This is a genomic window from Mesorhizobium sp. M0106 (assembly GCF_040322715.1).
Classification (GTDB): domain Bacteria; phylum Pseudomonadota; class Alphaproteobacteria; order Rhizobiales; family Rhizobiaceae; genus Mesorhizobium.
Genome location: NZ_JAMYUA010000118.1, coordinates 1 through 1,674, shown reverse-complemented (window position 1 = coordinate 1,674; position 1,674 = coordinate 1). Strand labels below are relative to the sequence as shown.

Here is a 1,674-nt window from a genome sequence, read left to right as displayed (position 1 = left end):
GCTGCTCGGCCACAACAACCTGTCGAGCACGGCGCGCTACACGAAGGTCTCGAACGGTCTCATTCGGCGGACGGAAAGCCCGCTCGATCGGCTGACCATTGAGGTTGTGCCGCCGGGCTGACCGGTTCCGCCAATGTCGGCGAGACTGGAGGTGGCGGACATCTTCCGCCGCCACGGCGAGGCGTATCGGCAGGCCCATGACGGCCATCTCGGGCGCGTCGAGCGGCGCGTGATGAGCGCGATCGAGCTATGCCGGACCGCCGAACTGGGCGGCCATGTCGAGGGCTGCCGGTCCTGCGGGGCGATCCGCGTCGCCTACAATTCCTGCCGCAATCGGCACTGCCCGAAGTGCCAGGGACAGGCCTGCCGGGAATGGCTTGCCGCGCGGCAGGGCGAACTCCTGCCGGTTCCCTATTTCCACGTCGTCTTCACGCTGCCGGCGCAAATCGCGGCGATCGCCTTCCAGAACAAAGCGGCGGTCTACACGATCTTGTTCAAGGTGGCCGCCGAGACGCTACGCACCATCGCCGCCGATTCCAAACATCTGGGAGCCGAGATCGGCCTTGTCGGCGTCCTGCACAGTTGGGGTCAGAACCTCCATTATCATCCCCATATCCATTGCATCGTGCCAGGTGGTGGGCTGTCGCCCGATGGAACGCGCTGGATCTCTTGCAAGCCCGGCTTCTTCCTGCCGGTGCGGGTGCTGTCGCGCCTGTTCCGCCGACTCTTTCTGGAGGAACTGCGGACAGCGTATGAAGCGGGCAAGTTGAGCTTCTTCGGCGATCTCGCCGAACTGGCGCTGCCCGTCGTGTTCAGACGCCGGCTGGGCGAGGCCCGCCGCCTCGAATGGGTCGTCTATGCCAAGCCGCCGTTCGGCGGGCCAGAGCAGGTGCTGGCTTATCTCGGTCGCTATACCCACCGTGTCGCCATCGCAAACTCCCGGCTCGTCAGCATGGCCGACGGCAAGATTGTGTTCCGCTGGAGAGATTATCAGCATGGCGGCAAGGCAAAGCTCATGACGCTGAATGTGCACGAGTTCATCAGGCGCTTCCTGCTGCACACCCTGCCGGACGGCTTCCACCGCATCCGCCATTATGGATTCCTCGCCAACGGCCATCGCGCCGCAAAGCTCGACCTGTGTCGCAGGCTGCTGGCCAACCCGCTGCAGGACAATATCGAACCGCGCGTCGAAAGCACGCCCGCGCCCCTCTCATTAGCGCATCGCTGCCCATGCTGTGGAGGATCGATGATCACGCTGGCCATCTGGCGCTGCGGACAAGCGCCGCCAGGTCCCTTGTGGGACAACACCTCATGATCGTACGCGGCAGGTCCACATCACCAGCTTTGGTATCCGTCGCCATCCGCGCCGGCATGCCGACCTTTGACTTTCCGCACAAGACCGCGAGCACTCGTGCCCGCGACAGAAGGCGTCCCCACCCAATCCGCGGTGATCGCCATCAAGAGTCGACCTTCCACCGTGCCATCATCCCTTGGGGTCGCATCGCGGTTGCCCTTCATTCACCCGACGAAGACAATCCCGACCGCCCCTCCAGGCTACAATCCCCATAGCGCCAGATTAGCCCGCGGCTTCGTTCAATCCGGCTTGCAATGAGGTCCGACGTCGAGCCTGCGTGCCCCGGCTGTGCCCGGACCTCACAGAACCCTTCAGATTCC

At 64.2% G+C, this 1,674-nt stretch carries 1 protein-coding gene and 1 pseudogene; both read left to right on the top strand.

Annotated features, from left to right (window positions below; all coding sequences use genetic code 11):
- Window positions 1-121, top strand: a pseudogene (locus NKJ55_RS35330) (tyrosine-type recombinase/integrase); the annotation flags it as partial.
- Window positions 122-133: 12 nt separating this feature from the next.
- Window positions 134-1,315, top strand: a complete 1,182-nt coding sequence (locus tag NKJ55_RS35325; RefSeq protein ID WP_352453914.1) for an IS91 family transposase — start codon at window positions 134-136, stop codon at window positions 1,313-1,315.
- The last annotated feature ends 359 nt before the right edge of the window (window positions 1,316-1,674 follow it).

Coding starts and splice junctions, on each gene's coding strand:
- NKJ55_RS35325 (WP_352453914.1), top strand. CDS start 134: ATGTCGGCGAGACTGGAGGTGGCGGACATCTTCCGCCGCCACGGCGAG.